This window comes from Mangrovibacter yixingensis, from assembly GCF_020523985.1.
Taxonomy (GTDB): Bacteria; Pseudomonadota; Gammaproteobacteria; order Enterobacterales; family Enterobacteriaceae; genus Mangrovibacter; species Mangrovibacter yixingensis.
Map to the genome: position 1 here is coordinate 1 of NZ_JAIVKM010000012.1, position 24632 is coordinate 24632.

Sequence of the window (24632 nt, forward strand, 5' to 3'; positions counted from 1 at the left end):
AGGACGCCGAGTCGAGCCGGCCGCAGGCTGACTGCCCGGAGGTGAACGCAGTGCGCAGCACCGGTTGCCCGCGGAAAACCGGATTGTTAAGGGGCGGGCCCCTTAACACGTTCACCGGCTGTGAAGCCACATTGACCACATCACGTAAAGTGAACGGAACTTTCACCACACTGACACTGTGAAAAGTAAACGGAATTTTCACCGAACCAGCATCACTTCAGGTAAACGGAACGCTCACCATACTGACATCAAGTGAACAAAACCGGGATAACAAAGGGGCAAGCCCCTTAAATCGCCCATCCCCCGGCATAAAACACCACCAAAGCAACAGCAATCACAATGGTACCAATATTCAACTTACGCCATTCGCCAGATACCACACGCCCAATCACCAGCGCAGCAAAACCCAGCATAATCCCGGTCACAATGTTACAAGTCAGAACAATAAACACCGCCGTGATAAGACCCGCCATTGCATCGACAAAATCATCAAAATCAAGGCGCGACACATTGCTCAGCATCAGCAACCCTACATACATCAGCGCTGGGGCAGTAGCATAAGCAGGCACCAGATAAGACAACGGAGACAAGAACATAATCAGCAGGAATAACAAGCCAACCACCACAGCAGTAAGCCCAGTTTTACCCCCGGCAGCCGTCCCGGCAGCAGACTCAATATATACAGCAGCAGGTGCAGCCCCCACCAAACCGGAGAACACACTGCTCACCGAATCGCTGGTTAGTGCTTTACCACCATCAATAATCTGCCCGTCTTTATCCAGCAGATTTGCCTGCCCCGCCACTGCACGAATCGTACCTGTAGCGTCAAACACGGCTGTCATCACCAAAGCCAGTACGCTGGGTAAAACAACCGGATTCAGTGCGCCCATAATATCCAGGCTGCCAATCAGTGAATGACCATTTTCATCATTCAATGAAGGCATTTGAAAGAAACCGTGGAAATGTACTGATGGGTCGAAAATCAGCCCAACAACAGAAACCCCGACGATAGTTATCAAAATCCCGCCCGGCACCTTCAGTTTTTCCAGGCCAATTATCACCGCCAAACCAATCAGCGACATAATCACAGGGAAGCTGGCGAAATCACCCAATGCAACCGGTAAACCATCCAGCGGATTTTTAATCACCAAACCCACCCCATTGGCGGCAATCAGTAACAGGAACAAGCCAATGCCAATCCCGGTACCTTGCGCAACACCCGCTGGCAGGTTACGTAAAATCCAGCTACGAATACCTGTTGCGGAAATAATGGTGAACAAAACCCCCATCAGGAAAACGGCGCCTAACGCAACCGGAATACTGATGTGCTGCCCCAGCACCAGGCTGAATGCAGTAAAGGCAGTTAATGAGATAGCACAACCAATAGCCAGTGGCAGGTTGGCCCATAACCCCATAAGGAGTGAGCCAAAACCCGCAACCAGGCAAGTAGCTACAAATACAGCAGTAGGTGGGAAACCCGCTTTACCGAGCATGCCCGGCACCACAATGACGGAATAAACCATGGCGAGGAAGGTTGTCAGACCGGCAATAACTTCCTGGCGCACGGTACTGCCACGTGCTGAAATTTTGAACCAGGCGTCGAGAGTACCGCCGGCACGCGGAGAAGGTGTAGACATACTGAAAAATCCCCTGAGATTTTTTGACTGGTTTTACTGCGAAGGGGCAATCCGGCAAACGTCAACTTCCTGCAATTGATTGAGGTAAAGCGAGGCACCACAAAAGCAAACGTTTAACTTCGCAAGCGAAAACACTGACTGTTTTTTGAAGGGTGCGATTATCAAACTATCGGATAGCCATTTTCAACTTAACTGTGCGGCTTTTAGTGAAATAAAACGTTCCATTGACCAAGGATTAACCAGCCGATGCGCAATCGTTATCGTATATGCGCAATGCTGCAACATTATTGCAGCATTAGGTGTACCGCGATAGCAAAGAGCCTCACGCTTACCCCCCGGCACTGAGTATGAGCGGCCCCCCAACCTCAATAGCCTTCTGCCAGGCCGGGCGGGATTCCACAGTGGAAAGCCAACGGCGAGCATGAGGCAGCTCTTCGGGTGCGCGCCGGGCAAGCATGGCAACCACCGGGAAACTCATTTGAAAATCAGCGCAACTGAGCGTATCCCCGGCAAACCATTCATGGGCAGCCAGTTGTTGTTCCACAAAATTGACATGAGTGTCGATGCGCCGGTTTAGCCAGGTTTTTTGTACCGCCTCACCAAACATCGCCCCGATTTTACGGAACATTTCTGGAACCGGGGGCCGGTCCAGGTTGCCAAAAACCGTTTTCATTACCATCAATGGCATTAATGAACTTTCTGCGTAGTGCAGCCAAAAACGGTAATCCGCTTTGGCTTGCGGCGTAGTGGGTTTGAACTGATTTTGTGCGTCGTAGGTTTCTTGCAGATATTCCAGAATCGCACCAGATTCCGCCAAAACCAGGCCGTTATCCTCCAGAACAGGGGAGCTTCCCAAAGGATGAATGCGTTTCAGTGCTTCTGGTGCCAACAACGTACTTTCCCGCTGATAGCACACCAGCTCGTAAGGTACCCCTAACTCCTCCAGCATCCAAAGAATTCTGTGCGAACGAGAGTTAGTGAGATGATGCAGTTTCATACTCTTCCCCTAAAGAACACTGTTATTTAACTATATCCAAAATACTTCGCATTGCAGGAAATCAGACATGAAAGTGTGCAAATACAATCGCAATCAACAAATTGCCTGAGATATAAGAGCTTCGGCAAACAACCGAAAATGTTTAGAAAAAAAATCGCCTGTAAAATTGTGTGTTTTTCGTACAGCGCATTATAATTATTGATGTCGGGGAGCACCGGCACCTGAAGGCATAACGCTGCACAGGGGCCCCGATGTCGGGGGAAACCCTCCTGCCCAATGCGGGATAGAGCGAAAGACAGTCCGGCAAAACGAAAGCGCCAGCAATGGCGCTTTCGTCGTTATTGATGCTTACTTATCTTCCAGCAGACGTGCGCCACTCCCCTGTTCACCCAGCTTATCGCCTGGGTTACGCAATGGGCAGTCGCTACGAGAAAGGCAACCGCAACCAATACAACCATCCAGCTCATCGCGCAGGGCTTCTAATGTTTTGATACGGTGGTCCAGTTCTTCCCGCCATTCAGAGGAAAGCTGTTTCCACTCAGCGGGGGTTAGCCGATGCCCTTCGGGCAAGACACTAAAGGCTTCACCAATGGTTGCCAGCGGTATACCAATGCGCTGCGCAATCTTAATTATTGCCACATAACGCAATACATCACGCGTATAGCGCCGCTGATTACCGCTGTTTCGCGTACTTTTAATTAAGCCTTTGCTTTCATAAAAATGCAGCGCAGAAACCGCCACACCACTACGTCTGGCAACCTCACCTGGCGTGAGGAGCGCTTTTATCCGGGGAGATTTATTTTGCATAATCCGCTTTACCTCAAGTTAACTTGAGGAATTATACTCGCCCCAGATGAAACTTTCTAATTGAGAGCAACGCGAGGGAGTCTTATGTCACATCGGGATATTATCCAAACGCTGGTTGAGTGGATTGATGAACATATTGATCAGCCTTTAAACATTGATGTTGTAGCGCAAAAATCTGGCTATTCGAAGTGGTATTTACAGCGGATGTTTCGGGGAGTAATGCACCAAACACTGGGTGATTATATCCGCCAGCGCAGGCTGACAATGGCAGCAGAGGCGTTACGCACAACTGAACGACCTATTTTCGACATTGCTATGGACTATGGCTATGTATCGCAACAGACCTTTTCACGCATTTTCCGCCGCCAGTTTGACAGAACGCCAACTGACTACCGGTTACAGGCCTGACAGGTAGCATCAAAAGACCCAGTGCGGCTTGCCGGGGAAAATGGTTTTTCGGGCAAGCCAGGCCTCAAACTCATCAGATGGCATTGCCCGGGCAAAATACCAGCCCTGGCAAAATTGTACGCCCCGCTTAAGCAACCATGCGACTTGTTCCATATTCTCAACACCTTCCGCTATCGTTTTGAGTTGCAGGCTGTGAGCCATCTCAATGATATGTTCCGCAATCAGGTGGCTGGTATTGGGGCCAATTAGTGTATCAATGAAGGACTTATCAATTTTGAGAATATCCACATTCAGTGAATAGAGGTTTTGCAGGTTAGAATACCCGGTACCAAAGTCATCAATGGCGACTTCAAATCCTGCAGCCCTAAAGGCCTGAATCACTGGTGTTGTCTTCGCCACATCGATAAAACCGCGCTCTGTCACTTCAATCTTGATTTGCTCTGTTTTCACACCGAACTGGTGTGCTTTATCAGAAATCCAGTCAATCAAATAAGGGGAGTGAAAATCCGTGGCCGACAGGTTGATTGAAATGTAAATATCTGGGGTTTTTGCCAGATACTCACCCAAATCATCAAATACGTAATCAACAACATACTCAGTCAGGTGAGACATCAGCCCTTCCCGTTCGATCACGGGAATAAACACTGCCGGGCTCATCAAAGGGCCTGAATAGCCATGCCAGCGCAGTAATGCTTCCGCCCCAACACAACGGCCATGTTTGATGTCAACAATAGGTTGATAATGCAGGTGAAACTGTTTTTTCTTCATGGCATTCATCAACAAACGACGGGGGGAGTTTAGCTCCCGCTGCGCCCGCGACCAGCCCATAAAAATCAGCAAACTTAGAATAACCCCCAACGGCACAGTCACGGTCATTTGATGAGACCAGAAACTGTAAAACAGGGTATCTGAGGTTGAAGCAATGACGGCAACAGGCCGTTTTGCATGGGTTATGCTGTAGAACCGCTGATTGGCGCGAAACATCGATTGGTCATGCCGGATTAATCCGGACAGAGCCTGCGCATCTACACCTGGACTCAGAGAGAAGAAGCGCATTGTGCGGGTATCAAAAATCCCCCATTTCATCGATTTGTCATTGGTAATGACGTTACCAAATGACAGGGGATTCACTACCGCAACATAATTCCCTTTACGCATATAGACCATTTTGTGGCCGGAGAAAAAAGGCGTATCGCGGAAATAATAGATAGCAACATCACCGTCACGTGAATAGTCCGGAGTACCAAGGTAAAAAGGTAGCGATGGGTGTAAAAACGTGGAGCAAATCAAGTCATCATTATGGGCGTAAATCAGTTCGTCTACATCCATAGAAGTGCGCAGGCTACTCAGCATACTCACCTGATGAGCGGGCGAACAAGGAACACCGCGAAAACGGCTGGCATCTTCACGAACATCGTTCACATGGCGAATTACGTTTTCACTTTTCTCAAGAATCATGGAGGCATATGCCTGCAAGTGCTGTTGAGTATCATTTTCAGCACGAATTCGCGCAAACCAGATTGCAAAGACAATAGGTAGCATGACTATCAGCAAAACGCCGATTATTCGCAACGTTTTCTTCCACGGCTGGAGAGTCATACATGCCTCATGAGCGCGGTTATAGCACCTGGTAATGAGAATCAGTAAAAATAGACGTTTACGTTGCATGAATCGCTAAAAATTAGCAATAGGGAATGCCTTTAATTTTCTTAAATTGCAGAGATACAACCCGCTATTAGCCATAAATTAAAGCTATAAATAAAATGACTTGGTGTTTTGATAATCAATTACAGCTATTGCATGAGAAATACACTGGCTGCGAAAAAACCATGATAATGGAATGTGAAGAACAGTAAAGCCCGACCTAAGCAAAATAATAGCAGTAACATAACCTAAGACGGTAAAAACTCGAATTTTTATACCAAAAAAATTAAGATAATTCTTAATTTATTGCGGTTTTCACGGCCTGCCCAGGTGTGTCCCCTACAATAACAGACATTCCCCGCCCATTGCGTTTAGCGCCATACAGTGCTTCATCAACCTGCTTTAAGACTTCGTTGGCAGACATAACATCACCGGTACGCAGAGAAAGAATGCCAGCACTAAATGAGATACGCAGTTCCTGATAACCTGGTATAACCTGGGTGTTGGTGAGACGCTGGCGAAACTGTTCAACAAAACACCATGCCTGCTGGCTATCTGCCTCGGGTAAAATCACTAAAAACTCTTCCCCACCAAGGCGGCCGCTAACCATGCCGGGTAACGGACGTGCCTGCAATTCCCGGCCAAAACAAGACAGCGCAATATCGCCAGCTGAGTGGCCCCAGCAGTCATTAATGCGTTTAAAATAATCCAGGTCAAACATAATGACAGATATCCCATGCTGAATGACACGTTGCCCATTACGCAACAGAATATCGTTAAGTTGCGCAAGCACACCGGCCCGGTTGAAGCACTTGGTGAGTTCGTCAGTAATGGCTTTGCGTGCCAGGCGTTGTTCTTCACGTTTACGCGCAGTAATATCCACGCCAATATTTAGAATGGAGTGATCCGGCAATAAAATATTTGACCACAAGGTCGTTAATACACGCCCATTTTTATCAATCGGGTACCATTCCTGCATTTTCTCCCCGGGAGATGTCGTGACCGAAGCCCGTACTTTCTCGCGTATTGTTAAGTCTGGATAAAAAAGCGCCAATGGGTCTGGAAAACGATTTAATTCATCTCTGTTCCAGCCAAATAATCGCTGGCATTCGCCGTTCCATAATATGCAGCGATTATCTGCACTAAATGAATTTATTAATATTGGTGAATTCGAAAAAAGGGTGGTGTATTGAGTAACTATTTTCTCTGTTTCATTCAGAGAATGATGAACGAAGTAATATTTAATTAAATATTCTTTTATTTCACCAGAAATAATAGCAGCAAGATTACGGAGTATTTTTTGTGAGTAGTTTTGGTGAGGGAATGCGAGAAAAAAATAACCCGCGACTTCACCATTTTGATTACGGAGCTTACCCAGGACCGCTGATTCAAGCGCACGCAGGCCTTCCCCTGAACGGGCAAAGAAATGCCTGCCAACCCCTCTCTCCCATGCAATAGTGTTCCACCCGCAGGACTGCAGGCGTATGTCTGCAAGCATTTGGTGAACATCCTGCTCCCGGCAAGGACAATATCCACTCACCCTGACATTGAGATGTTGGTTTTTTTCGATAAGCGCCACCCAGCCCATGGGCGCACCCAGTGCACAAGTAAAAGCATCAATGACCTGTTCAAGAGAGGTACTTTCAAGAATAACCGGAAGTACCCCAGCCAGAGCATTCAATATTGAACCAGGTGTCTGTATATCGTGCTCAGTATTATCATTTTTCATTTAGAATTCTTCGCATAACCATATGAATTCGCATAAAATTCACTGAACAACGCTATCGCATTGCGTTATAAATACAAACTGACCATAAATCTGTATACAGTGTGAAGCGCCAAAAAATATAACGATAACAACCAATATCGAAAAAGGTTGAGTAAGGTCTAAAAAAACCCACCGTGATAAAACACAGTGTAATAATTAATAAAAAAGTATTAGTAATCAGTAAACTGGCATACAAGTGCAGTCAATAATTACTTCCGACATAATAAGTCAGCTTAGTTCGACTGTAAATAATGCAGACCGATCCTGACGGCACAGCTTAATTTATAACTATATGATTTTAATTATATAATCAATGAAGCCTAGGATTATTCTTAGGAGATTTTCTGTCAATCACAGGCTGCCACCCTATTTTCTCCTTATAAAATAATCACATAAAACTCACGGGTGCATTTTTTAAAAATTATCGTCGTCAACTGGTGAATAAAACAACAAATGTGATATAGTTCACAAAAATGAGTTAAAGACTGCTTCATCACCTGCAATGTCACAGTGCTTTCTTAAGGCTGCCAGTTACCAGAACCGCCACAGAAAGCCACCGTATTACTGAGGATTGTTTTCATGGCTACTACTCTAACAATGAGCGTAATGCTGATGCGCTGGCCACTGTTCAGCGCTGTACTGATGTTTATGGCAAGCACACTGAATATTCGCTTTCGGAGAAATGAGCGCTATGCTCTGGCGTTTGTCAGTACCAGTCTTGGCCTGGCTGCATCTTGCTGGTTTGCAACAGCATTGCTGGGGTTATCGCTGGTTGACTTGAGTATCTTCTGGGCACATTTCAAAGATGTGATGGTTGATATTATGAGCCATACACCGCCTGAGTGGCCAGTAATGGTAAGTTAACCACTCCGGTAGCCAAAAAGGCTTTCCGCTCACAGATAAAAACGAAAAAACAAAACGTTATTGAAACACACGGCGACTTTTTTATTACGCCCGCACAATAAAAACAGCCAGGGAATGAGCATCTGTGTTCTATTACACCGGACAAGATGATGATGTTTATTTCACGCCCTGGCGCGTTAATATTCACTAACAAAAGCGTAATTACTTTCCAGTACCCCGGCGATATACTCCGCAAAACTGTTTGCCAGGACAATATAGCTGTCCGGATCATGAAGATAACGCACTACCTGCCCACAAACCCCACCGGGAGCAGGGTGAAAATCGATATACAGGCGTGAAGTACCCCCATTATTCAGGCAATGCGCGAAGCACAGACGTTCGCTCATCGCGATAGTGGTATCAATGCGCGGGTCGACCAGGATAACATCTTCCTGGCCTAGCCATTCCCCATAAATATCGCTGATTGAATCCCCAAAACGTTGTTCTTCCTGCATTTGCTCACAGGAAAGCAGGTAGTAACCGAAGTCCTCGCCTACATCGGATGCCAGTAACAGCAAATTCACCATTTGCCCGTCATACTTTTTCCAGTATGTACCATCGACTCGATTTAGCAGTTGTTGTAATTCAGTCGGGCATTGTGGGTAACGCCCTTTAAGTTGCGCAAGCGCTTGTGCTGTTGCGCCACGTAACACAGCCCACTGAGACTGATTTTCTTCATCCAGGTGTAACCTGACTTTTTCCAGGTGGCGCTCAACCAACGTCATACTCTCTTCCTGATGCCTAATTAACCAAAACGCTATCTTGTGTTTTCCCACTGAAACCGTCAATTAGCTTCACGTTATTTTAGTCTGTTGGCCTTAATGGGATGTTGCGCAACCTATGCCGATTCGCGAATGATAAGTTTTGGTGGCAGGATCAGGCTGTAGGCTTCATTTGCGCTCTGCCCAAGCTGGCTAATCAATCTTCTGGCGGCCTGCCGCCCCATTTCACGCGCATTGAAATTGACAAAAGTAAGCGGGGGTTCGGTGAGTTCCGCTTCTTCGACATCGTCAAAACCAATAATGGAAACTTGCTGGCCAATAAACTGATCTTTACCAATTGACCGCCCCGCCCGGTGGACGCCATAAACCGCACCCAGTGCCGTTGAAGAATGGTGGCACAGCATCGCGGTCACTTGCGGCTGCGCTAACAATAATTGTTCCACCGCCTCAGCCGCAGAGGACTGGCTTTTACCGCATTCGACCACCCATTCAGGCCGGAATGGTAAACCAAACTGCAAGAGTGTAGAGCAGTACCCACCAATACGTTCAGCCCGGCATAAAGAGTGGCTTGCCCCACCGATGTACGCAATTCTGCGGTGCCCCTGGCGGATAAGATGTTCAGTTGCGAGTTTCGCCGCAGACATATTATCCGGCCCAACATAATCAACTTGTTTGTATACCGGCGCACGTGCGATGCAAACCAGAGGTAAACGATGTTCTTGAAGGTTCTCAATGTTGAACTGCTGGCTTTCATCTATTGGGCAAAACGCAATCCCGCCTACACCTTGCCGCGCCATGGTTAACATGCATTTCTCAAATTTTTCCTGGCTGTCGCCGCTTTGAGCAAGGAACAACATATACCCCTGCTGTTCTGCTTCTTCGCTGATGCCAGAAGCCACTTCAGCGTAGTAAGGATCACTGATGTCTTTCAGTATTAATCCAATGATTTCACCCGAGCCAGAACGCAGATTAGCCGCGGCCAGGTTGCGTATATACCCCAACTCTTCAACTGCAGAATTTACTTTTTCTATTGTGTCAGCAGAAATCCGCCCTTTGTTGCCCAGCACCATAGATACCGTAGAAACAGAAACACTGGCGTGTTTAGCCACTTCTGTGATGGTTACCTTTTTTGCAGACATAGATTCACTTTTAACAGTAGAAAAACGTTTTATCAGAAAACTTTAACCTTATAAGTCTGATTTTCAAAGTTCTTACCCCGGAAAATAAAACTTGTTTAACACGATCACAGATATTTTGATAAAACGTTTTATCAAAATTTCACCTCTGTATATTGTGCGGATAAAGAGAAAAACATCATGCACATAATCAGCTCATGGATTGTGCACTGGAAGAGATCAAACTCTGGAGACATGGTATGTCGAATGCTAATAAATCAACCATTTGGGAGTTCCTGCAAAGCCTTGGCAAGACCTTCATGTTGCCCGTGGCATTGCTGGCATTTTCCGGTATTTTGCTCGGTATTGGCAGTTCGCTATCGAGTAGTGCGGTTAAAGATGCATTGCCACTACTGGATAATACTTTGCTTCAATACTTGTTCATGTGGATGACTAAGATTGGCCTGGTCGCCTTTATCTATTTACCGGTGATGTTTGCAATAGCCATTCCTCTTGGTTTAGCCCGTGAAGAGAAAGGCGTCGCAGGGTTTGCGGGGTTTGTTGGCTACGCGGCATTCAACCTCGCCATCAATTTTTTCTTAACTGTCGCGGGCGTGCTGGATGATGCAACAGCACGGGCAGCTTATGGCGTAAAAAATATTATCGGCATCGAGTCTATTGATACCGGCATTCTTGGTGCCGTGATTGTCGGTGTGATTGTCGCCAGGCTCCACCAGCGCTACTACACATTCAAAATGCCGGATGCGCTGGCCTTCTTCGGTGGTGCGCGATTTGTGCCCATCATTTCCGCCATTGTTCTGGGTGTGGTGGGCGTATTTATTCCTTATGTCTGGCCTTACTTCGCCGCGGGAATTAACAGCATAGGCCATTTCATTGAAAAGGCCGGGGTCTTTGGCCCAATGCTTTTTGGCACCGGCGAGCGCTTGCTGCTTCCTGTTGGGCTTCATCATATTTTGGTGGCACTGGTCCGTTTTACCGAAGCAGGCGGCACGATGGATGTCTGTGGGCAAACGGTCTCTGGCGCACTGAACATCTTCTATTCTGAACTGTCTTGCCCCACGGCCACGGCATTCACACCAGAAGTGACTGCGTTTTTATCTCAAGGGAAAATGCCTGCTTTTCTGGGGGGTTTGCCTGGTGCAGCACTGGCGATGTACCACTGTTCCCGCCCAGAAAACCGTTCAAAAATCAAAGCGCTGCTTATTTCCGGCGTTGTAGCCTGCGTTATTGGTGGCATTACCGAACCACTGGAATTCCTGTTCCTGTTTGTTGCCCCTGTTCTGTATTTGATTCACGCCATCCTGACGGGTGTTGGTTTTATGCTGATGGGGATGCTGGATGTCACTATCGGTAACACCGACGGCAATCTAATCGACTTCCTGGTATTTGGCGTACTGCAGGGCACAGCGACGAAATGGTATTTGGTGCCTGTGGTGGCAGGGATTTGGTTCGCGGTTTACTACGGCGTGTTTAAGTTCGCTATTACCCGTTTCAACCTGAAAACACCCGGCCGGGAAGTGGATAACACCGGGGTAGATAAAGAGCTGCAGGCAGTATTTGCCAATGAATCAGGCAAAGGCGCGGCGGTACTCGCTGCACTCGGTGGAAAAGAGAACATTACTGCACTGGATAACTGCATAACGCGCCTGCGCCTTTCCGTTAACGATATGAGCTTAGTGGACGACGCCAAATTGAAGGCGCTGGGTGCATTGGGTGTAGTGAAATTAGATAAACACAACTTGCAGGTAGTGATTGGCACACAAGTTCACCTGGTGAAAAACGAAATGCAGGCCATTATGTCCGCCAGCTGATCACAGTATTGATTAACACTCACCTTCGGCACGTTTCTTTCCAGTACCGAAGGTGTGTAACCAGGGATGATATGCATGACGCAGAACATTGACTTTGATACACCAATCGACCGCACAGGTACTTACTGTACACAGTGGGATTATGTCCAGGACAGATTCGGCCAGCCTGGCCTGTTGCCTTTTACCATTTCAGACATGGACTTTGCCGTACCAGAACCCGTGTTAGCTGCACTTAAGCAGCGGCTCGAACATCCGGTTTTGGGCTACAGCCGCTGGAATCATGATGACTTTAAATCGGCCATCAGCCATTGGTGCCAGTCCCGTTTTAGCTGTGGCATTGATAAACAACATGTGGTTTACGGGCCATCTGTTATCTACATGGTTTCTAAACTGATTGAGCAGTGGACTGAACCTGGGCAGGGCGTTGTTTTTCATACACCCGCTTACGATGCGTTCGACAAAATGATTACCGGCCAGGGAAGAGCGTGTATTCATAGCCCGCTGGTTAACAGGCAGGGCCGGTTTGAAATCGACTGGGGCGATTTAGCGCGCAAGCTGGCGGATACCAATAACACACTGTTCTTATTATGCAGCCCACACAACCCAACCGGGCGGGTGTGGAGCAGGCACGATCTACAAAAACTCGCCGATCTTTGTGAACAGCACCATGTCAGGGTTATCTCCGATGAGATCCATATGGATCTCTGTTTTAAACCCCATACGCCGTATATCGGCTTTGGGCTATCTAACCACTGGGCGCTGGTAACTTCCGCATCCAAATCATTCAATATCCCGGCACTGAACGGTGCCTGGGCGTTGCTTCCCTGCCCCAAGGCCAGAGAGAGGTACCTGCACAAACTCAAAGAGGTGGATGGCCTTTCATCACCTTCTATTCTGGCTGTTCTGGCAACCATGGCAGCCTACCACGAAGGCGCTGAATGGCTTGATGCACTGAATAACTATGTTCGGGCGAATCATGTGTATTTACAGGAAACACTGCACAGTGCATTCCCTGAAATAGTCTACCAACTGCCCGATGCAACCTACCTGGCGTGGCTGGACCTGCGGCCGTTGAAGCTCAATATGGCAGAGCTTCACCAGGCATTAATCGAACAGTTTCACGTTGCTATTATGCCTGGCGAGGTGTACGGGGAATCTGGCCGTGGTTACTTGCGGCTCAACCTTGGGTGCCCGCGCGCCAAAGTGGAGCAAGGTGTGGCGGCATTAATCCAGGCGATTAAACTGCAGCGGTAAGCAACCAGGGGAAGTTTGCGCGAGCACTCTTCCCTTTTGTATGTGTGGCAAACAGTGTGTGTGACAAATAGCGTCAGGGTTGCGAATACAAGTACAGATCCCCAACTGTGGCACTGGCAGCTGTGTGGCGGAATAACCGGTCGATTTGCACCAGCAGTAGCTCAGCACAAGCCACCGCATCCACCAGCGCATGGTGCGCCGGGTAATCCGGCAGCCCGTAACGGCGGCGGACTTCAGCCAGTTGCCAGTAACCACGCGGCTCTTGCTCCATTCCCCAGGGCCGGGGTAATGATTTTTCGATATTCAGCGTATCCAGCCAAATCAGGGCGGGGGCAGGCAGCCCCGCATGCTTGAAAAAGCACTCAATAAACGCCTGTTCAACCACGGTGCCATGCCCTAATACCACTTGCCCATCCAGCGCCTGCCATACGCTTTCCAGTGCTTCTGCCAGTGGCAGCCCCTGGCGCTGCATTTGGGGCAGAATATGATGTAACCGAATTGCATCTCCCTGTTCTGGCACTGGCGACTGCACCAGCATATGCCGCGCAGAGGCGAGGCGGATAATGCCCGCCTGCAATGCCACAAACCCGATACTGACAATATTGTCCTGTTCCGGGTTCAGGCCACTGGTTTCAAAATCCAGCGCCAGAATGGTTTGCCCGAACAGAGGTGCATTTTCACCAGCCAGTGGCCGGGAAAATAACTGAGCCAGTGCCCCTTGCCAGGGTAAACTGGCCTGATGTGCGTAGCGGTGCGCAAGGCGTTGCCAGGCAGAACGACGAGGAGCAGGCCAACGCATCTTATAGCCCGAAGTGCATTTTCGCGGCATCCTGAAAACCGCTGATAATCCGGAAAGCGTCTTTCAGGTGCTGGCGTTCAAAACTACCGAAACGCGCAGGTTGCAGGATGTTGTCCGGGTTATCTCCGCGTTTCAGGGCTTCACGCTGGTGAACGTAACGTAACTGGTTTACATAATGCCAGGTGCCAGACATATTCTCCCCAGAGGCATGGTTCAGAACCCCTGCTTCAATGAGTGCCTGAATACGCTCACCAGTATTCAGTTGCCGTAACCCCTGGTGCAAACTGTAAATGCGCACCAAATCCACCAGGCAGTGAATAGAGGCATCTTTGATATTCAGTACCTTCTGGTTATCGCCATTTTTTTCCAGTACCAGATTATGGAAGATACCCAAAGGGGGGCGCATACGCAGTGCATTACGCAACAATGAAACCATAAGCCGTGGGTTATTGCTCACTTGCTGATGGCGGTAATCGTCCACCCTGGCAAACAGCGCCGGGTCCCCATCCAGGCAGCGCAGCTCAACAAATACATTTAGGTTGAGCAGGTATTCATATTCCGGGTTAGTTGCCCATTTACGGTAATAATGGCACCAGACTCTTTCGCGCTGGCACCATTTAGACGTGGCCGCCATAAACCGGCCACTGCACAAGGTATAACCGCACTCCGCCAGCCCTTTGCAAATGTACATGGCGAAGTGGTTAAAGTAGCGCAGGTCACGTTCAGTGGCGCTGTCTTCAAGAATCAATGCATTATCCTGGTCGGAAGACATATGCACTTCATTACGGGCATGAGACCCTGCGACTACCCAGCTCCAGGCGCAGGGCGGCTCGCCAAAATAGTGAATCGCCATGGCTATCAGGCGGCGGGTAAAGGCATCGTAAATCATGGTCATAACATCACCAATGATGTCGGTTGCCACGTTACCATCTACCAGTGCCGCAAAAATGGCTTCCCGCACGGGCAACAATGCCTGCAATGCAGCGACGGAATCTGCCCGGCTGATTTGGTCGATTAAAAATATCGCCTGAACGCTGTTTTTCTGAATAAGCTGTTGAGGGGTTATCAGCCCCACAGGTTGCTGGCGGGCATTGAGCACCGGGATATTCTGGATGTTGTATTGCATCATCAGCAATGTGGCACGCAACACCCGCTGGTCATCCTGCACGGTGTGCAGAGAGGCGGTCATCACATCTGCTACCGGCCGTTGAATATCAACCCCTTGCGCCACCACCCGGCGAGTCATGTCTTTGTCCGTCATCATACCGACCAGGCGGCCCGCGTCATCGACAACAAAAGCACAGGTAGTACGCACGACATTACGCATCTGGTGCGCAACCTGCTGGATGGTATCGCCCGGTTTAACCAGTGCTATATTCCGGCTGGCAACTTCTGTCACTGGCTTAAAGAACAAGCCTTTATCGGTGTCTGACCATTGAACTTCAACCGCTGACGCCATGCGGGCCCACGCACTGCGCGCCAGTTGCGAAATAATGTGCGGGTAACCGGCCAGCGCATCAATCAGGTGCGCGTAAACAATACGGTAGATAAGTGAGCTTTCCAGCGCCCGCACCGTATAATCAGCCACCTGTTGTTCCGGGCTGGCATGCAGGCTGAAACCGAACAGATCATCACTGCCCAGTTTGGCGCGCAGGCTGCCATCTTTATGGCGCTGCTCAACCACACCAGAACGAATAAAATAGAGGTATTCCTGGTTATCTGGCGGGTACTGCAGCACGTCATCCTGTGCCAGCCAGAGAATTTCCATATGGCGGGAAATACTATCCAGCACAGAAACAGGCAGCGATTCAAAAGGCTTCAGCGATTGCAGAAAGTTTATGATATTTGGCAGTAATTCATCATTCATCAACACCTCCGCCATAAACAACAAAGGCCTTCTACTGAAGGCCTGAGTCTGATGACAAACCTCATGTACGTACAGAACCAGAGGGTGCCACCAAGTAAAAAACCAGGAAAATCAATTCATTGATTTTCGCCCGCTAACTAAAAAGAAGGGAAAACCACGCTTTTTCCTTCTTTTTCATCAATCTGAGGCCTTCTACTGAAGGCCTGAAGCTGATGACAAACCTCATGTCCGCACAGAACCTGAGGGTGCCACCCAATAAAAACCTGCCGTGTCTTACCAGAACAGTGCGTACAGAACAGCCAGTATCACAACAATGGCATAAGCCGCGACGTTAAAACTACGCTCTGTTTTAAAGGTGGCGGCAGTAACATGAATTGCACCGCTGTCATCATCCTGCTCTGATGTGCTCAGGCTGGTGAAGGCAATAACCACGATAGTAAACAGCAGGGTATACAGCATCTGGTCCATAAACGGCATGTTCAGCGGCATGAACTTCAGGAACAGTGCAAACGGAATGGATGCCACAACCCCAACGATAGCGCCTTTACTGGTGGTTTTTTTCCAAAACAGACCCAGCAGGAAGACCGCCAGGATACCCGGGCTCACCAGACCAGTATATTCCTGAATATACTGGAACGCCTGTCCGATGCCACCCAGCATAGGCGCAACAAAGCAGGCAATAATCAAAGCCACTACAGCGGAAATACGCCCAACGTTAACCAGTTTGTGGTCACCGGTATTCGGTGCGATGTGCGCTTTATAGATATCCATGGTGAAAATGGTCGCTGTGGAGTTCAGCATGGATGCCAGGGAAGACACAATTGCTGCAGCCAGTGCCGCAAACACAATGCCTTTAATACCAGCAGGCAGGAACTGAGTCAGCCACGGGTAAGCTTTATCGGCATGTGCAACACTTGGCAGGTTATGTGCCGCAACAGAACCCATTTGCGCCATCAGTTCCGGAGACTGGGTAATGACATAAGCCGCGATACCCGGAATAACCACCAGGAACGGAACAATCAGTTTCAGGAAGGCAGCAAACAGAATACCTTTCTGTGCTTCCGGAACAGATTTCGCCGCCAGAGTACGCTGGATAATGTACTGGTTGAAGCCCCAGTAATACAGGTTGGCAACCCACAGGCCACCAATCAACACAGCAATACCCGGCAAGTTCATATACTGCGGGTTGCTTTGGTCGAGGATCATCTGGAAGTGTTCAGGTGCGGCATCAAACATTTTGCCGAAGCCGGACAGGAAGCCACCATCACCGCCAATAAAGGAGACGGCCATCCAGGTTGTCATCAGGCCACCGAGTACCAGGAAGAACACCTGAATCACGTCGGTCCACACGACGGCAGAAAGGCCACCATACAGCGAATAAACCAGCGCAAAGACAGCCAGGCCAATGATGGAGTAAATCATTGGGATCCCGAGGATAGTTTCCAGCGCCAGGCCACCCAGGTAGAGCACGGAAGTGAGGTTGACGAAGATATACAAGGCAATCCAGAAGATAGCCAGAATGGTCTTCAGGTTCTTGTTGTAACGCTTTTCAACAAACTCAGGAATGGTATAAATGCCTTTCTCAATAAAGACCGGCAGGAAGTATTTACCCACAATAATCAGCGTGATTGCTGACATCCATTCGTAGGATGCGATAGCCAGGCCAATAGAATAGCCCGAACCAGACATACCAATGAACTGTTCAGCGGAGATATTCGCGGCAATCAATGATGCCCCAACCGCCCACCAGGGCAGTGATTTCCCTGCCAGGAAATAGTCTTCTGTACTCTTTTTACTTCCTTTCTTGTCTCTGGAAACCCAGATCCCGACCCCAATGATTATCGCAACGTAAACGGCGAAAACCATAAAGTCCAGGGTGCCTAAGCCGTTCTCGATGTTAGCCATCTGCCACTCCTATCCTTCACCCAAAAGCTGTTTGATAGCAGGGAGTGTAATCGCTACCACTAACTAATAATGTCTGTTATCTCACATGTTTTAACTTTAATTTCATTATGTAAATTAAAATAATATTAAAATTAATATTAATCATATAGTTATAAAAAGTAAGTACCAGTGTGTAATTTTGATTAAGTTACATTGACATAACCAGATAGCATGGTTTTTTGGAGTCTCTGAAATCGGTTACAATGGTTTTTGCTGTGAATCAACATGTATCACACCGTATCTTGCGAACACATGAGTACCGCCGGGTTATCATCTTCAGGGCAGTTCAGGGCAAATGCCCGGTACTTTCAGAAGCGTTACAGCGAGGCACAAAAACCACCGTGCCCGTATTCACCAACAGTGTTAAAACCTGGGCGGCTAAAAATGAGAAGGAGTACAGGTGATTTCTGAATAAAAAAACTCCGAATGTTCCCATCCGGAGTATCAAAGCCACGTACTTATACCACTGAGGTACTTTATTATAATGAGAAGAGAGGAAGACTACTCAACGTAAAAAATATAATAATTAATACTCCCGGCTCAGCAGCCGTAAAAATTGACTTCTGGTAAAATCATTCAGATGACATGTTTTTCACGCAATAAATTAATTTCGGGCGCACTATAACCCAGGTCATGTAATACCGCTGCAGTATGTTCCCCCCGCAATGGAGAAGAAGTAATATCAACTGGGCTGTCGGACATTTTTATAGGCATGCCCACAGTTTTATACTTACCACGTACAGGATGATTGACTTCAACAATACTTCCACTGGCTTGTAAATCGTAATCTTCTGCTATCTCTTTCATTGAAAGAACTGGCCCACAAGGCACATTATAATGTTTTAATATTTCCACCACATCATATTTAGAGTGCTTTGTTGTCCATTGCTCAATACGCTGAAAAATAGACTGCAACTGTGGCAACCTTGCCTGAGGCGTATTCATTGCTTCATCATCAGCCCAACTTTCCTCACCAATCACTTTACACACCGCAGGCCATACTGCGGCCTGAAGAATAAAGTAAATATAGGCATTCTGATCAGTTTCCCAGCCTTTACATTTCAGCACCGCACCAGGCTGCCCACCACCAGAAGCATTACCCGCGCGCGGCACGGCAACACCAAAAGGTTTGTGCGTATATTGCGGGTATTCTTCAAGTACACCAGTACGTTCCAGCCGTTGCTGGTCACGTAATTTTACCCGGCAAAGATTAAGCACTGCATCCTGCATAGCAACAGAAACTTTCTGGCCGCGCCCACTGGTCACACGCTGGAATAGTGCAGAAACAATCCCCAGAGCCAGATGTAAACCTGAACCAGAATCCCCGATTTGCGCACTGGTAACTACCGGTACACCGTCATCAAACCCGGTTGTTGAAGCCGCACCCCCAGCACACTGTGCGACATTTTCATAAGACTTACACTCTTCATAACGGCCAGCACCAAACCCTTTTACCGATGCCAGTATCATTCTGGGGTTTACCGAATGAATATGCTCCCAGGTCATTCCCATTCTGTCCAGTGCACCTGGTGCAAAGTTCTCAACTAATACATCGCTAGTGGCGATAAGACTGTCTAATATTTCTTTCCCTTCCGGAGATTTTGTATTTAATGTAATTGCGCGTTTATTGTGATTCAGCATAGTAAAATAAAGGCTGTCCACATCGGGGATATCCCGCAACTGTTTACGTGTTGCGTCTCCTTCATCAACACGTTCGACTTTAATAACATCTGCCCCCATCCATGCCAGTAATTGGGTACAACTCGGTCCGGACTGCACATGTGTAAAATCAATAATTTTAATTCCGTCCAATGCCTTTTTCATCACAGCCATCCTTTTCTTTATTCATCAATAATGAATTTGTTGAAATAACTGCACTGAAGTATTCAGCCGGGGTTTTCACCCATCAATATTATTCCGGGTTATTCCCCATTCCCGAGTTCAGCAAGCCGTTTGCGTAAAGCGCGTTCTTCCTGGAAACGCTGCGTTTCATCACGAATAATGGCGATTATCGACTCAGGCTTGCCCGCTTCCCCCAAAACTAATGCAATTGAGAAAGCAATAGAAATAGAGCTGCCATCACGTTTCATCGCAGGTACATGTAACAGTGATGTACCGTAGCGGTTCTTTCCCGTATTCATCGTCTGCTCAAAGCCCGCGGCATGACGCATGCGGTATTTCTCAGGAATGATGATGTCAAGTGAGGCACCTAAGGCCTCACTCTGTGCATAACCAAACATTGCTTCAGCGGCACAATTCCAGGTGGTGATGATGCCGTTCGCATCAGCAATAACAACGGCATCACCAATCACAGACAGGAAGTGTTGCAAAGAGAGTGCCATAGCAATCAGACTGCCTTCGCAGCGTGGATAGCGGCGATTTGTTGCGTTGAATAACCGAGTTCTTTCAGAACTTCATCGGTATGTTCCCCCAGTAACGGAGAAGCCGTGATGGTCGGTTTCAGGTCAGAGAACTTGATAGGGCAACCCACTGTCCAGTAGCTTCCGCGCACTTTATGCGGCACTTCAACAATCGAGCCACTCTTCAGCAGTGATTCATCGTGCAGCAATTCTTTCATAGACATTACTGGTGCACAGGGGATGCCGAACTTACCGAAGTATTCTACCGCGGCATATTTGTCTTTATCTGTAGCCAGAATGTAGCTTTCAATAGCACCGAAAATATCCATGATATGTGGCTGGCGCGCTTTCGGCGTGGTATAGGCCGGGTTCTCTTTCCATTCTGGGCGTTCAATGGCTTCGCAAATGGGTGTCCAGACCAAATCTTGTATGGTGAAATAGATGTAGGCATTTGGGTCGGTTTCCCATCCTTTACACTTCAGGATCCAGCCAGGCTGGCCACCACCACCGGCATTCCCGCCGCGCGGCACGACATCGGTGAAAGGTTCGTGAGGGTATTGCGGGTATTCTTCCAGGTAACCGACTCTGTCAAGGCGCAACTGGTCACGCATTTTCACACGGCACAAGTTAAGTACGGCATCCTGCATGGCGCAGGCCACTTTTTGCCCGCGCCCGGTTTTCTGGCGGCCAATGTAAGCGGTAAGAATACCGATGGCTAAATGCATCCCAGTATTGCTGTCGCCAAGAGCTGCGGCAGAAATTGTCGGGCCGGCATTCTCCCCTTTCCACCAGCCGGTTGTTGAAGCCGCCCCACCTGCACACTGGGCTACGTTCTCATAGGCCCGCAAATGTTCATAATGGTGACCTTCGCTAAAGCCTTTTACTGATGCCAGAATCATGCGGGGGTTCAGTTCCTGAATATATTCCCAGGTGAACCCCATACGGTCCAGAGCACCCGGACCAAAGTTTTCCACCATGACATCGCATTCTTTAATCAGCTTAACCAGCACTTCTTTACCCTCTTCTGTTTTTGTATTCAGAGTCAAAGAACGTTTATTGCTGTTAAGCATGGTGAAATACAGTGCATCTGCATCGGGAATATCACGTAATTGATTACGGGTAATATCACCAGAGCCAGGGCGTTCAATTTTGATAACGTCAGCACCAAACCAGGCCAACATTTGCGTACAGGCAGGGCCTGCCTGAACATGGGTGAAATCGATGATCCGAACGCCGGCCAAAGGCAGATTGTTGTTACTGTTCATAATTTAATCTCCATCATATATTTTTTAACAGCCACACATCACTATGGTGAAAATGGCTTACTTCTTAACGGCTTTAGCCGGATTCAGATTGGTAATACGCCCACTCTCTGTCCCAACAGTTTCATCAATGGCGACATTAATTAATGTGGGTTTTCCTGAAGCCAGGGCCTCATTCATTGCCTGCTGCAATTCGCCAGTTGTGGTGACTTGCACACCAACGCCACCGAAGGCCTGCATCATCATTTCGTAGCGGGCATTTTTCACGAACACAGTGGGTGCAGTGTCCGTGCCACCAGAGGCATTCTTGTCTGTGCCCTTATAAATACCGTTGTTGTTGAAGACCACCACGCACACTGGCAGTTGGTAGCGGCAAATGGTTTCAACTTCCATCCCACTGAAACCGAAGGCAGAATCCCCTTCGATGGCAATGACCCGATTACCGGTTACCACGGCACCAGCAACGGCGAAGCCCATACCAATGCCCATCACACCCCACGTCCCTACATCCAGGCGTTTACGTGGCAGGTACATATCCACAATGCTGCGGGCAAAATCGAGGGTGTTGGCACCTTCACTAACGACAATGGCTTCCGGGTTATCCCGGACAATTTCTTTAACCACGCTGAGTGCGCTGTGGAAATTCATTGGCGATGGGCGTTCAGCCAGCTTGTCAGCCATTTTTCCAAGGTTTTTGGCTTTGCGTTCTGCAATGGGGCCAGTCCATTCCTGTGATGGCTTCGCCCAGTCATTGCCAATACGGGCCAACAGAGCGCGCACACAGGAACCCACATCACCAATCAGCGGTGCATCAATGGCGACGTTGCTGTCAATTTCCCCCGGGCAAATATCTATCTGGATAAATTTCTTCGGCCCGTTTGCCTGGCCCCAGGTTTTGCCTTTACCGTGGGAAAGCAGCCAGTTCAGACGCGCGCCAACCAACACCACAACATCCGCTTCCTGTAAAACATAGGAGCGTGTAGCAGCAGCAGAGAGTTCATGGGTATCCGGGAGCAGCCCCTTCGCCATGGACATTGGCAAATAGGGGATCCCTGTTTTTTCGACTAACTCGCGAATTTCCTGGTCTGCACGTGAATAAGCGGCCCCCTTACCCAGCAGGATAAGTGGCTTTTTGGCGCCTTTGAGTAACGTAATTGCACGCTCCACTGCTTCTTCAGCCGGGCGCTGAGATGGCGCAGCATCAACCACTTTAATTAAGGACTTATTCCCTTCTTCTTCAGGCATGGTTTGCGAGAACAGTTTCGCAGGCAAATCCAAATAGACCCCACCAGGGCGGCCAGAGACTGCGGCACGAATCGCCCGTGCGATCCCGATACCAATATCCTGAGCACGCAGTACACGAAATGCGGCTTTACACATTGGCCGGGCAATCGCCAACTGGTCCATTTCTTCATAATCGCCCTGTTGCAGGTCAACAATTTCACGTTCACTGGAACCACTTATCAGAATCATTGGGAAGCAGTTGGTAGTGGCGTTAGCTAACGCAGTCAGGCCATTGAGGAAGCCCGGCGCGGAAACTGTCATACACACACCCGGTTTCCCTGTCAGAAAACCAGCGGCTGCAGCGGCATTACCGGCGTTTTGCTCATGACGGAAAGAAATGACACGCATGCCTTCTGCTTGTGCCATGCGCAAAAGATCAGTAATCGGAATCCCGGGTAAACCAAATAATGTATCAATACCATTCAATTTAAGTGCATCAAGGAAGAGATGAAATCCATCCGTTAATACCGGCTGTTTTGTTTCAGAATCGACTTCTTTTTCAAGCTCAATAATGCTACACATATAAACCTCTCTTCTTTTTATCTATCTCGATAAAGTTAATTAATGCTTCAAAGGGTCATTAATAAATAATTCGGGTGTATCCTTCCAGACTGGTGGATTTTTCCATAAAGGAATTAAAATCACACCAGAAAGCACAGCCATTACAGAGGAGACAGTAATTGTGAATGAGTGACCATAGGTGGATATTAAATAAGCCGACAACACCCCACCATAAATACCGCCCATTCCTTTAGCTGTTGCATAAAGCATCCCGTAATTTGCACCAGAAGCTACCTCGCCATAGTAATACCCAACAATTGACGCAAATAACGAGTACAACGCTCCCCAGAAGAAGATGGATACAATACAGCTAACGATATAACCAGTCGCACCACCTGACTCAGCAAAATACAATGCCACCAGAGAAAACACCCCGCACAATATATAAAATACGGACATTGTTTTATCGACACCGATAATATCTGCTATCCATCCCCCCACAACGCGGCTGAGCCCACTGGTAATAGCTATACCAATTGTCACCACGGTGCCGGCGGTCAAGCTAAAGTGGTATGCTGCAGCAAATTTAATACTGTTGGAGATAAACGTCAGCCCGGATGCAGAGACGAGAACAAATGAGGCAATCAGCATCCAGAACTGCCAGGTATGCATGGCTTCACCCATAGTAAATTGCTTCTCACACGGGCGTTTTCTAATTTTCTTATTGGCAGATATGGCGGCTGAAAACTGAGACCAACCTTTTGGCGGGTCCTTCATGAACAACCCGGTGATAATAATCACCCCACCAATGATAGCCGCCATCATATAGATAACATTAAAAAATACACTGTCTGGCGCGCTGTCCGGGATAGCCCGGATGGGGAAAATGAATGGAATCGCCCCCCAGGAAAACGCAGCGGAAATGATACCTATGGTGATATTTCTGTGGTCAGGGAACCACTTATTGCAGGTGGTTACCGCTGCGTTATAGACAAAACCGCAGAAGAAACACCCAATACACCAGAATACAAAAATCGCGGTATACGAGAGCGACTGGCCAAAGGCACATGCCAGAATCCCCAAACCGGAGATAACCCCGGCAACAACTGATACCACCTTGGGACCAAACTTATCTCTTAAGATACCACCGGGTAATGTTCCAAATGCCTGGAATATAACAAAGGCACTAAACATTAATGAAAGTTTGGTTGGTTCCCAGCCATAAATTTTTGCAAAATGCGGTGCAATAACTGACCAGGCATATTCATAAGGACTAATTACAGACATCGCGAGAAAAGCCAGAACAAATAGCCACCATCGGCTAAAGCCCAGAATTTCTTTATCTGTGCGATCCTGTTGTCTTACCATATCGCTCATTTTAAATCTCTCCTGTTTAAGGAATTATCAGAAATCGATGTTCTACTCGGTGTATTTAAAAACGTATAAATTTGTCTTTTCGCACCTTTGGCTAATGCTTCCAGAGCAATCAGCATTTATTTTCTAAACCAGATCGAAATAAATATTTTCT

20 protein-coding genes are annotated in these 24632 nt (G+C 48.0%); 5 read left to right on the forward strand and 15 right to left on the reverse strand.

Features of this window, described 5'->3' with window-relative positions; all coding sequences use genetic code 11:
* Positions 1-182: hypothetical protein (locus tag LC084_RS21760; RefSeq protein WP_226574072.1), on the forward strand; the 182-nt coding region annotated here is incomplete at its 5' end.
* 105 nt (positions 183-287) lie between these two features.
* On the opposite strand, the gene LC084_RS21765 is transcribed toward LC084_RS21760, so the two are convergent.
* From LC084_RS21765 to soxR, 3 genes are all read right to left on the reverse strand, one after another.
* Complete coding sequence (locus LC084_RS21765) at positions 288-1637, reverse strand: NCS2 family permease (protein ID WP_226574075.1); 1350 nt, start codon at positions 1635-1637, stop codon at positions 288-290.
* A 328-nt stretch (positions 1638-1965) separates the two neighbouring features.
* A complete protein-coding gene (locus LC084_RS21770) occupies positions 1966-2634 on the reverse strand; it encodes a glutathione S-transferase family protein (RefSeq protein WP_226574078.1) in 669 nt (222 codons plus the stop codon).
* Between the two features lie 348 nt (positions 2635-2982).
* Complete coding sequence (gene soxR / locus LC084_RS21775; protein WP_226574080.1) at positions 2983-3441, reverse strand: redox-sensitive transcriptional activator SoxR; 459 nt, start codon at positions 3439-3441, stop codon at positions 2983-2985.
* Positions 3442-3525: 84 nt separating this feature from the next.
* Between soxR and soxS the strand changes: the two genes are divergently transcribed.
* Positions 3526-3849, forward strand: coding sequence for a superoxide response transcriptional regulator SoxS (gene soxS / locus LC084_RS21780; protein ID WP_226574082.1), 324 nt, complete (start codon positions 3526-3528; stop codon positions 3847-3849).
* 9 nt (positions 3850-3858) lie between these two features.
* On the opposite strand, the gene LC084_RS21785 is transcribed toward soxS, so the two are convergent.
* Together LC084_RS21785 and LC084_RS21790 are read right to left on the reverse strand one after the other, a co-directional pair.
* Entirely contained in the window at positions 3859-5448 is a 1590-nt protein-coding gene (locus tag LC084_RS21785; RefSeq protein WP_226574085.1) for an EAL domain-containing protein, read from the reverse strand.
* A 343-nt stretch (positions 5449-5791) separates the two neighbouring features.
* A complete protein-coding gene (locus tag LC084_RS21790) occupies positions 5792-7222 on the reverse strand; it encodes a sensor domain-containing diguanylate cyclase (protein ID WP_226574088.1) in 1431 nt (476 codons plus the stop codon).
* 618 nt (positions 7223-7840) lie between these two features.
* Between LC084_RS21790 and LC084_RS21795 the strand changes: the two genes are divergently transcribed.
* Positions 7841-8125 (forward strand): YjcB family protein, encoded by a 285-nt coding sequence (locus LC084_RS21795; RefSeq protein ID WP_226574091.1) that lies wholly within the window; start codon positions 7841-7843, stop codon positions 8123-8125.
* Between the two features lie 176 nt (positions 8126-8301).
* Here LC084_RS21795 and LC084_RS21800 read toward each other — a convergent pair whose 3' ends face one another.
* Together LC084_RS21800 and malI are read right to left on the reverse strand one after the other, a co-directional pair.
* Positions 8302-8889: an SMI1/KNR4 family protein gene (locus LC084_RS21800; RefSeq protein ID WP_226574093.1), complete on the reverse strand. Its 588-nt coding sequence runs from the start codon at positions 8887-8889 to the stop codon at positions 8302-8304.
* 113 nt (positions 8890-9002) lie between these two features.
* Entirely contained in the window at positions 9003-10025 is a 1023-nt protein-coding gene (gene malI, locus LC084_RS21805) for a Mal regulon transcriptional regulator MalI (RefSeq protein WP_226574096.1), read from the reverse strand.
* Between the two features lie 236 nt (positions 10026-10261).
* On the opposite strand from malI, the gene malX reads away from it, so the two are divergent.
* Positions 10262-11833 (forward strand): maltose/glucose-specific PTS transporter subunit IIBC, encoded by a 1572-nt coding sequence (gene malX / locus LC084_RS21810; protein ID WP_226574098.1) that lies wholly within the window; start codon positions 10262-10264, stop codon positions 11831-11833.
* Positions 11834-11899: 66 nt separating this feature from the next.
* On the forward strand, positions 11900-13087 hold the full coding sequence (locus LC084_RS21815) for a MalY/PatB family protein (protein WP_226574100.1): 1188 nt from the start codon (positions 11900-11902) through the stop codon (positions 13085-13087).
* 73 nt (positions 13088-13160) lie between these two features.
* Here the strand turns inward: LC084_RS21815 and LC084_RS21820 are convergent, their stop codons facing one another.
* The 8 genes from LC084_RS21820 to LC084_RS21855 form a co-directional block, all read right to left on the reverse strand.
* Complete coding sequence (locus LC084_RS21820) at positions 13161-13886, reverse strand: exonuclease domain-containing protein (protein WP_226574102.1); 726 nt, start codon at positions 13884-13886, stop codon at positions 13161-13163.
* A gap of 1 nt (position 13887) precedes the next feature.
* Complete coding sequence (locus LC084_RS21825; RefSeq protein ID WP_226574104.1) at positions 13888-15753, reverse strand: putative nucleotidyltransferase substrate binding domain-containing protein; 1866 nt, start codon at positions 15751-15753, stop codon at positions 13888-13890.
* Between the two features lie 273 nt (positions 15754-16026).
* Positions 16027-17658: a sodium/sugar symporter gene (locus LC084_RS21830; RefSeq protein WP_226574106.1), complete on the reverse strand. Its 1632-nt coding sequence runs from the start codon at positions 17656-17658 to the stop codon at positions 16027-16029.
* A gap of 615 nt (positions 17659-18273) precedes the next feature.
* On the reverse strand, positions 18274-19521 hold the full coding sequence (gene frc / locus LC084_RS21835; protein WP_226574108.1) for a formyl-CoA transferase: 1248 nt from the start codon (positions 19519-19521) through the stop codon (positions 18274-18276).
* 98 nt (positions 19522-19619) lie between these two features.
* Positions 19620-20039, reverse strand: coding sequence for a PAS domain-containing protein (locus tag LC084_RS21840; protein ID WP_226574110.1), 420 nt, complete (start codon positions 20037-20039; stop codon positions 19620-19622).
* Between the two features lie 5 nt (positions 20040-20044).
* Positions 20045-21322, reverse strand: coding sequence for a formyl-CoA transferase (frc, locus tag LC084_RS21845; RefSeq protein WP_226574113.1), 1278 nt, complete (start codon positions 21320-21322; stop codon positions 20045-20047).
* 57 nt (positions 21323-21379) lie between these two features.
* Positions 21380-23125: an oxalyl-CoA decarboxylase gene (gene oxc / locus LC084_RS21850; protein WP_226574116.1), complete on the reverse strand. Its 1746-nt coding sequence runs from the start codon at positions 23123-23125 to the stop codon at positions 21380-21382.
* A gap of 39 nt (positions 23126-23164) precedes the next feature.
* Positions 23165-24481, reverse strand: coding sequence for an MFS transporter (locus tag LC084_RS21855; RefSeq protein WP_226574119.1), 1317 nt, complete (start codon positions 24479-24481; stop codon positions 23165-23167).
* Positions 24482-24632 lie beyond the last annotated feature (151 nt).